This is a genomic window from Janibacter sp. CFPM2_SD2 (assembly GCF_057364645.1).
On the sequence record NZ_JBNFOF010000134.1, the window covers coordinates 1 to 8,662 of the forward strand.

5 protein-coding genes and 3 pseudogenes are annotated in these 8,662 nt (G+C 71.7%); 7 read left to right on the top strand and 1 reads right to left on the bottom strand.

The genetic code is table 11. The annotated features are described in order from the left end of the window. Positions 1–317 precede the first annotated feature (317 nt). Positions 318–916 (top strand): annotated as a pseudogene (recR, locus tag AC2W7J_RS12460) (recombination mediator RecR). A 73-nt stretch (positions 917–989) separates the two neighbouring features. Next, positions 990–1,463: pseudogene (locus AC2W7J_RS12465) on the top strand (DUF5063 domain-containing protein); the annotation flags it as partial. Positions 1,464–2,544: 1,081 nt separating this feature from the next. On the opposite strand, the gene AC2W7J_RS12470 reads toward AC2W7J_RS12465, so the two are convergent. Beyond that, positions 2,545–3,456 (bottom strand): ABC transporter ATP-binding protein, encoded by a 912-nt coding sequence (locus AC2W7J_RS12470; RefSeq protein ID WP_485982743.1) that lies wholly within the window; start codon positions 3,454–3,456, stop codon positions 2,545–2,547. 131 nt (positions 3,457–3,587) lie between these two features. On the opposite strand from AC2W7J_RS12470, the gene AC2W7J_RS12475 reads away from it, so the two are divergent. From AC2W7J_RS12475 to AC2W7J_RS12495, 5 genes and pseudogenes are all read left to right on the top strand, one after another. Further along, positions 3,588–4,862 carry an aspartate kinase gene (locus tag AC2W7J_RS12475; protein WP_255184404.1) on the top strand — a complete coding sequence of 425 codons (1,275 nt, stop codon included), beginning with the start codon at positions 3,588–3,590 and terminating at the stop codon, positions 4,860–4,862. Positions 4,863–4,903: 41 nt separating this feature from the next. Beyond that, positions 4,904–5,167, top strand: a pseudogene (locus tag AC2W7J_RS12480) (aspartate-semialdehyde dehydrogenase); the annotation flags it as partial. Between the two features lie 328 nt (positions 5,168–5,495). Further along, entirely contained in the window at positions 5,496–5,936 is a 441-nt protein-coding gene (locus tag AC2W7J_RS12485; protein WP_485982746.1) for an Asd/ArgC dimerization domain-containing protein, read from the top strand. 309 nt (positions 5,937–6,245) lie between these two features. Then, complete coding sequence (locus AC2W7J_RS12490; protein WP_421009137.1) at positions 6,246–7,112, top strand: LytR C-terminal domain-containing protein; 867 nt, start codon at positions 6,246–6,248, stop codon at positions 7,110–7,112. Beyond that, a complete protein-coding gene (locus AC2W7J_RS12495; protein WP_427801474.1) occupies positions 7,109–8,308 on the top strand; it encodes a pyrophosphate--fructose-6-phosphate 1-phosphotransferase in 1,200 nt (399 codons plus the stop codon). The genes AC2W7J_RS12490 and AC2W7J_RS12495 overlap by 4 nt, the downstream gene beginning before the upstream one ends. Positions 8,309–8,662: the final 354 nt, after the last annotated feature.

An 8,662-nucleotide genomic window follows, 5' to 3' on the forward strand; every position in this document is an offset into this window, starting at 1 on the left:
CGGCACCGGCGGCCGACATCGGCGTGGCCGCGCCCAGCAATGGCCCTGCCGGCGCCGACTGGGGCAGCCAGGCGGCGCTCGGCCGCACCGGCGTGGGCCACGGCGCCCGCTCCCGACCCCGTCGAGCCGGAGCCGGAGCCGCGTGAGCCCGACGACTCGTCCGTGAGCGACGACGACGAGGACATCGTCGAGGCGGGCACGGCCGGCCCTGCGGTCATCGAGCGCATCCTCGGCGGCACCGTCATCCGCGAGGAGTAGACCGCGGCGCACCGCCCTCGGTGTCCCGCGCTGTCCCTCGTGGGGCGTAGGGTCGAGGGGTGTACGAAGGCGTGGTCCAGGACCTGATCGACGAGCTCGGGCGACTCCCCGGGGTCGGCCCCAAGAGTGCCCAGCGCATCGCCTTCCACCTGCTGCAGGCCGACCCGCAGGACGTGCAGCGACTCGTCCAGACCCTCAGCGAGGTCAAGGACAAGGTCGCCTTCTGCGAGACCTGCGGCAACGTCGCCGAGGGCACGCAGTGCCGCATCTGCGCCGACCCGCGCCGCGACTCCAGTGCGATCTGCGTCGTCGAGGAGCCCAAGGACGTCGTCGCGATCGAGCGGACCCGCGAGTTCCGTGGTCGCTACCACGTCCTCGGCGGGGCGATCAGCCCCATGGACGGGGTCGGCCCCGACGACCTGCGCTTCACCGAGCTCATGTCCCGTCTGTCCGACGGGACCGTGCGCGAGGTCATCATCGCCACCGACCCCAACCTCGAGGGTGAGGCCACGGCCTCCTACACGGCGCGCTGCTCACCCCCTTCGACATCCGGGTCACCCGCCTCGCCTCCGGCCTGCCGGTCGGCGGCGATCTCGAGTACGCCGACGAGGTCACGCTGGGGCGTGCCTTCGAGGGGAGGAAGCTGCTCAATGCCTGACGACACCACGCTCCTGGCCGACGAGTGCGCCGCCGAGGCGCGAGCCTGGCTCGGGACGCTCGCCGACATCGCCTCCGGTGCCGCACCCGAGAGCGCCATCCCGCTGCTGCTGCTCACGACGAGCCAGGTCCAGCTCGTGGGTGCCCGCCTCGGGGCGATCGCCGACGTCGTCCTCGAGGAGCGCTTCGAGCGTGACCCCGGGCCCGACACCGAGATGGACCCGCTGCGCGCCGGTCTGGCCCAGCTGCTCGACGGGGTCGACGAGTACGCCGACGTCGTCGACCCGGTCACCTCGACCGAGACGGCGGGCGGGTCCCTGAGCAACGACCTCGCCGTCGTGGCCGCTGCGCTCGCCCACGGGTTGGCCCACCACGACGCGGGTCGTCCGGTCGAGGCCCTGTGGTGGTGGCAGTACAGCTATCTCGCCGACTGGGGCGACCGCGCGGCCATGGCGGTGCGAGTCCTGCAGACCCTGCTCGCGCACCTGCGCCTGGACGCCGACGCCGACGTGGTCGGCGAGGCGGAGTTCGACGCCCTGCACTCCTGACCGCACGCCTGCTGTGGCCCTGTGGCCGAGGCAGGCGCCGAAGTGCGGTCCTCAGGCCACGCGCGTCCCGCTGGGCAGGCGCCGGATCGGGTGCGCACCCGACGGATCGCGATGGCCGTCGCGCCCGCAGCGGCGAGCACGTAGATCGCCAGACCCACCGGCCACGCCGGGAACTCGTCGGCCACCCGGGCCTCGCCGTCCGTGGTCGAGCCGCCGTCGAGGTAGCACTCGTCGCGCACCTCGGGCGGTCCGGCCTTGGCCAGGCGGGTGCCGTAGGAGATCCAGCGCAACGGGGTGAAGCCGCTCGCCGCGTCGTCGCCCAGGTCGTGCGGCGCCGCATCGGCGACGATGACGAAGGGGTTGACCCCGAGCAGCCACCACGTGCGCTCGGTGTGGACCACGTGGCGCAGCTCGGTGTAGTCCTCGCACCGGGGCGGGCCGGTCGGGGCCGAGACGTCGTAGCGCTGCCCGTGGATCCGCGCCGGCTCCTGGTCGCTGACGAAGGGGGTGGACATCGCGAAGAGGATGAGCGTGAGGAAGCTCAGCCCGGCGACGGTGAGATAGGTGAGCACCGCCGAGCCGACGGGGCGGGCGACGAGGGTGGAGTACATCAGGCCGAGGGCGCAGACCGTCAGCAGGATGATGCCGAGGACGAGGAGCACCCGGGCCGCGCCGAGCAGGCCGACGCCGCCCTGGAAGAGTGCGAGGACGAGGAAGGGTGCCGCGAGGGCGAGGAAGGTCGCCGCCATCACGAGCGAGGCGAGCAGCTTGCCGAGGATGATGTCCGTGGACGTCAGCAGGGTGGTCTGCAGGGTCGCGAGCACGCCGGCATCACGGTCGCCGTTGACCGACGTGGCGGTCAGCGCCGGCATGATCAGCAGGCTGAGCCCGAGCACGAAGAAGAGGACGACGTCGAAGGTGATCGACCCGACGGCCGTCTCGGAGTCGGCGAGCGCGAGCCAGGTGAGCATGGCGATGCCCGCGATGCCGGCGAACCACAGGACGAAGGCGATGTACCACCGGGCGCCGCGGAATCGCTGCATGAGCTCGAGCCGAGCGACGGTGAGGACTCCCGAGATGGTCACTGGCGGTCCTCCGTCACAGCGAGGTAGGCGGCTTCGAGGGATCCCTGGGCCGGGGCGAAGGCCGTGACCGGCACGTTGGCCGTGACGAGGGCGCGCAGCAGGTCGGTCGCGGCGATCTCGTCGGCCAGGGTCACCTCGAGCGCGCGGTTGGCCCGGGTGGGCCGGTGGCCGAGGTCGAGCAGCGCCCGCTCGAGGACCTCGAGGCTGCCCGCCGTGATGCGATAGGTCAGCACGCCTGCGGGCGCCGCGATGCCCTGGCTCTGGATGCTGCGGCCGCCGGCGACGATGACGGCGTTGTCGGCGATCTCCTGCAGCTCGGTGAGGATGTGGCTGCTCACGAGGACCGTGCGCCCCTGCTCGGCCAGGTCACGCATGATGTCGCGCAGCTCGATGCGGGAGCGGGGGTCGAGCCCGGAGGCGGGCTCGTCGAGCACGAGCACGCTCGGGTCGTGGATGAGGGCCCGGGCCAGGCCCAGACGCTGCTTCTGCCCGCGGCTGAGCACCCGGGCCGGCCGTTCGGCGAGGTCGTCGAGGTGGACCAGCCGCAGGAGCGAGGCGATGCGCTCCCGGGCGGTGCCGGCGGGGATGCGGTAGGCCGAGGCGACGATCTCGAGCACCTCGCGGACCCGCAGCGTGTCCCACGTGCCGAAGCCGTCGGGCATCCAGCCCAGCGCCCGGCGCACCTCGGTGGGCTGCGTCACCGGGTCGAAGCCGTCGACCCGGATCGAGCCGTGGTCGGGCACGAGCAGGCTCGCGAGTATGAGCATGAGCGTCGTCTTGCCGGAGCCGTTGGGCCCGATGAGCGCCGTCACCTCACCGGGGCGGGCGACGAGCGAGATGTCGTCGACGGCGAGGACCGGGCCGAAGGCACGTCGGGCGTGCTCGACGACGATCCCCTGTGTGGTCATGGCCACAACCTAGTGTGCGCACCGGTCTGCGGCGTGGACTCGACTCGGGTGAGGGCGTCGGGGTCGTTATCCTCGGGGGGTCGTGCCGGTCCGCCCCCGGGCCGGACCCGCGAGATCCCCACGGAGTTCTCTTGAGCCTGGTTGTCCAGAAGTACGGCGGTTCGTCGCTCGCTGATGCCGAGAGCATCAAGCGCGTCGCCCACCGCATCGTCGAGACGAAGAAGGCGGGCAACGACGTGTGCGTCGTCGTCTCCGCCATGGGTGACACGACCGACGAGCTGCTCGATCTTGCCGAGGAGGTCAGCCCCGTCCCGCCGCCGCGCGAGATGGACATGCTGCTGACCGCCGGTGAGCGCATCTCGATGGCGCTGGTCGCCATGGCGATCGCCGACCTCGGGCACAGCGTGCGCTCCTTCACCGGCAGCCAGGCGGGTGTCATCACCGACACCTCCCACGGCAAGGCGAAGATCATCGACGTCACCCCCGGCCGCATCACCGAGGCCCTCGGCGACAAGCACATCGTCATCGTCGCCGGGTTCCAGGGCGTCAGCCAGGGGACCAAGGAGATCACCACCCTCGGTCGCGGCGGCTCCGACACGACGGCGGTCGCCCTGGCCGCCGCGCTCGAGGCCGACGTGTGCGAGATCTACACCGATGTCGACGGCATCTTCACCGCCGACCCGCGCATCGTGCCCAAGGCCCACAAGATCGACCGCATCTCGCACGACGAGATGCTCGAGATGGCTGCCAGCGGTGCCAAGGTGCTGCACCTGCGGTGCGTCGAGTACGCGCGCCGCTCCAACATGCCCATCCACGTGCGTTCGTCCTTCTCCTCGAAGGAGGGCACGTGGGTCCTGCCCCCCGACGCCGAAGGAGCCGAGGACATGGAAGAACCGATCATCGCGGGTGTTGCCCACGACCGCAGCGAGGCCAAGATCACCGTCGTCGGCGTGCCCGACGAGCCGGGTCGCGCGGGCCAGATCTTCACCACGGTCGCCGAGGCCCAGGTCAACATCGACATGATCGTGCAGAACGTCTCGGAGGCCGACACCGGCCGCACCGACATCTCCTTCACGCTGCCGATGACCGACGGCCAGAGCGCCGTCCAGGCGCTCATGGGGACGAAGGACGAGGTCGGCTTCTCCTCGATCCAGTACGACGACCAGATCGGCAAGCTCTCGCTCGTCGGTGCCGGCATGCGGACCAACCCCGGTGTCTCCGCGACCTTCTTCCGGGCGCTCGCCGACGCGGGGATCAACATCGAGATGATCTCCACCTCCGAGATCCGCATCTCGGTCGTCACCCGCGCCGACCAGCTCGACGACGCGCTCGCGGCGCTGCACACCGCCTTCGGCCTCGACTCCGAGGACGGCGAAGCGATCGTCTACGGGGGCACCGGCCGGTGACCCCGCTCCCGTCGCCGTCCACCGGGCCCACGCTGGCCCTGGTGGGGGCGACGGGACGCTTCGCGGAGGCGCTAGCCTCCGCCCTCGCCCTGCGGGCCGACCCGTGGGGCGAGATCCGTCTCCTCGCGCCGGGCGTGAGCACGCGGACGCTGAGCATCCGCGGGCAGGAGCAGACCATCGAGTCCCTGCACGAGGACTCCTTCGAGGGCGTGGACGTCGCTCTCTTCAACCTCGCGCCCGAGATCACCCCCGAGTGGGCGGCGCGAGCCGTTGCGGCCGGGGCCGTGGTCGTCGACGCGAGCGCGGCCTTCCGCTCCGACCCCGAGGTCCCGCTCGTCGTGCCGGGCATCAACACCCAGCTCGTCGCCGAGCGCCCCAAGGGCATCGTCGCCCTGCCGGGCCCGGTCACCTGGGGTCTGATCGACGCCGCCCACGTCCTGCACCAGGGCTGGGAGCTGCAGCACCTCGTCGTCACCGGCCTCATCGCGGCGGTCTCGAAGTCCGACCGCGGCGTCGCCCGCCTGCGCGAGGAGCTGCACACGGTCGCCGGCGAGCCGACGATCGGTCAGCACCCCGGCGACGTGCGGGCGGCCGGTCTCCGACCTGCCGGTCGGCTCGCCCTTCCCGGCGCCGCTGGCGCTCAACGTCGTCCCCTGGGTCGGCCAGCCCGGCGAAGGGGGATTCACCTCCGCCGAGCTGGCCGTGGGCGACGAGGTGCGCAAGATCCTCGGCCTCGCCGAGTCGGTCCCGGTCGTCGCGACTCTCGTCCAGGTGCCGGTCGTGCTCGCGCACTCCATGGCCCTGCACGCCCGGTGTGCGCGGCCGGTGGCGATCGACAAGGTGCGCGCGGCCTGCGTCGCGGCCCCGTCGCTGGTCCACCTCGACGAGGAGACGGGGGAGGTGCCGACCCCGGTGGACAGCGTCGGCATCGACCCGCGCTTCGTCGGTCGGATCCGGCAGCCGAAGGGGGCCGGTCACCACGTCGACATGTTCGTCAGTGCCGACACCACCCGGCGCGGTGCCTCCGCGATGCTCAGCGTCGCCGAGCTCGTCGCCGCGCAGATCTCCGGCTGACGCCGACGGTCACCGCGCTGGCCGCACCGCAGCGGACCCCCACCCACCGCACGTCGTCGCCGACTGGTGACCCGCACGCAACCCTGCGGTCACCCCGGGCGTCAACCATGGTGACGGCCGACGACGGCCGCTGCGGGTCCCCCCTTCGGTCTCGGTCGGAGAACGATCCGCAGCTGTGACTTGTGTGACTGGTGGGGTCAAAGTGAAAGATGTCACCACCTATACTGGACCGCAGGGGAGCTGTAGATGAGAGAGGAAAGGCAGCAGGGAGTGGAACCGCAGGATCAGGGGCCGGCCTCGTACCGGGTTGTGGGATTCGACGAGCTCGAGGGCTCGGCCGCCCAGCACTACCGTCGGCAGCGGCGGCGCCGACTGCTGCTCTTCGTCACGCTTCCCGGTCTCCTGCTCGGCACCGCGACGGTGGCCACGGCCTACGGCACCGGTCTCGTCGGCGGTCAGTCGCAGCCGGCCTGCACCTCGGTGAGCAAGCCGGCCCCCGAGCGCGACTCCTTCGACATCACCCTGCTCAACAGCAACGACACCAACGGCCTCGGCAGTGATGTCGCCCGCGAGCTGACGCTGCGTGACTTCAAGATCGCCTCCGTGGGCAATGCCGACAGCTCGGTCTACGTCAAGGGCGCCGCGACGATCTACTACGGCCCCGACGGGCGTGACAACGCGCTGCTGCTGCAGAAGCAGATCCCCGGCTCCAAGACGTGGAACGACGCCCGCCCCGGCGACAGCGTCCAGCTCGTCCTCGGCTACGGCTACGACAAGCTCGTCAAGGAGCCCGACCCGCCGCTGCCCGCGCCCTCCGAGATCACCCTCAACGTCTACAACACGACGTGGCAGGAGGGCCTGGCCTCCGACGTCGCCGGCGAGCTCAAGGACCGCAAGTTCAAGATCCGCTCGACGGGCAACGACCCGCAGATGTCCTTCCTGGAGAAGGAGGTCGCCGTCATCCGCTTCGGCCCCGAGGGGCAGCGTGCGGCCAAGCGTCTCGCGCAGCAGATCTCCGGCGCCCAGCTGCAGAAGGACGACCGCACGAGCGCCAAGGTCGACCTCGTCATCGGCAACAAGTGGAAGGGCCTCAAGCCCGAGTCCTCGGTGCCTCAGGTCAAGCCCTACGTCCGGCCCGCAGAGACGATCCAGGTGCCCTGCGGCGAGAAGAAGTGAACGTCGGCACGGTCGCGATCCTCACCGCCGGTGGGATCGCGCCGTGCCTCTCCTCGGCCGTCGGCGGGCTGATCGAGCGCTACACGCAGCTCGCCCCGCAGACCAGGATCATCGGCTACCTCGACGGCTACGCCGGCCTGCTCACCGGGCGCAGCGTCGAGATCACGCCCGAGGGCCGCGCCCAGGCCGGTCGGCTCCATGCCTTCGGCGGGTCACCGCTCGGCAACTCCCGGGTCAAGCTGACGAATGCGCAGGACTGCGTGCGGCGTGGCCTCGTGCAGGCGGGGGAGGACCCCCTTCGCGTCGCCGCGGAGCAGCTGGCCACCGACGGGGTCGACGTGCTGCACACGATCGGCGGCGACGACACCAACACCACGGCCGCCGACCTGGCCCGCCACCTCGCCGATACCGGTCGCGACCTGCGGGTCATCGGCCTGCCCAAGACGATCGACAACGACATCGTCCCGATCCGGCAGAGCCTCGGCGCGTGGACGGCCGCCGAGCAGGGCGCGCTCTTCGCGCGCAATGTCATCGGTGAGCACTCGTCCAACCCCCGCATGCTCGTCGTCCACGAGGTCATGGGTCGGCACAGCGGGTGGCTGACCGCCGAGACCGCCCGGCGCTACCGGGCCGACCTCGCCGGGCGTGACTTCGCCCCGGCGCTGGGCAACGACCCGCGGCGCTGGGACGTCCACGGTGTCTACCTGCCGGAGCTGCCCCTCGACCTCGAGGCCGAAGGGAGGCGCCTGGCCGCGGTCATGGACGAGCTGGGTTGCGTCAACCTCTTCGTCGCCGAGGGGGCCGGCGTCGACGACATCGTCGCGGCCATGGAGGAGCGCGGCGAGCAGGTGCCGCGCGACGCCTTCGGCCACGTGCGCCTCGACGAGATCAACCCCGGCGACTACCTCGCCTCCGCCTTCGCCGAGCGGCTGGGTGCCGACAAGTCGAAGGTGTGGAAGTCCGGCTACTTCGCCCGCTCGGCCGCGCCCAATGCCGAGGACCTCGAGCTCATCGCGCGCTGCACGAACCTCGCGGTCGACGCCGCCCTCGACGGCCGCTCGGGCGTCGTCGGCCAGGACCGCGAGCGCGGCGACGAGTTGCGGGTCATCGAGCACGACCGCATCGCCGGCGGCGGCGCCTTCGACCCCACCACCCCCTGGTTCACCGACCTGCTCCACGACATCGGCCAGGCCTGACGCTGCGCCGCCAGTCGTGGGTGTGGCTGCGCGGGCGCAGGGCTGGGGGAGGGGCACGTCAGGAGCGGGCGCAGGGTTGGGGGTCGGCCCGACTCATGAAGAAGTCCGGCTCCCCGCATCACGTGAGAGGTCATTCCAAGCGGCCGGACTTCTTCTTAGGGCCACCCCCAAGCCCTGCGCCGGCGGACGGCGCAGGAGCCTGCACCCGCGCAGCAGGGCCGCAGCGTCAGTTGTGCTTGCGGCGCAGCGACCACATCTGCGGGGAGCGCTCGAGCTCGACGGCGACCTCCCACGGGATGCCGCCGGGGGCCGTCTCGCGGCGGAAGCTGCGCACGAGCGCCGGGTGCACCTCGG

Excerpts from the sequence above, each read along its gene's own strand:
- AC2W7J_RS12470 (WP_485982743.1), bottom strand. The coding sequence starts at position 3,456 with ATGACCACACAGGGGATCGTCGTCGAGCACGCCCGACGTGCCTTCGGC.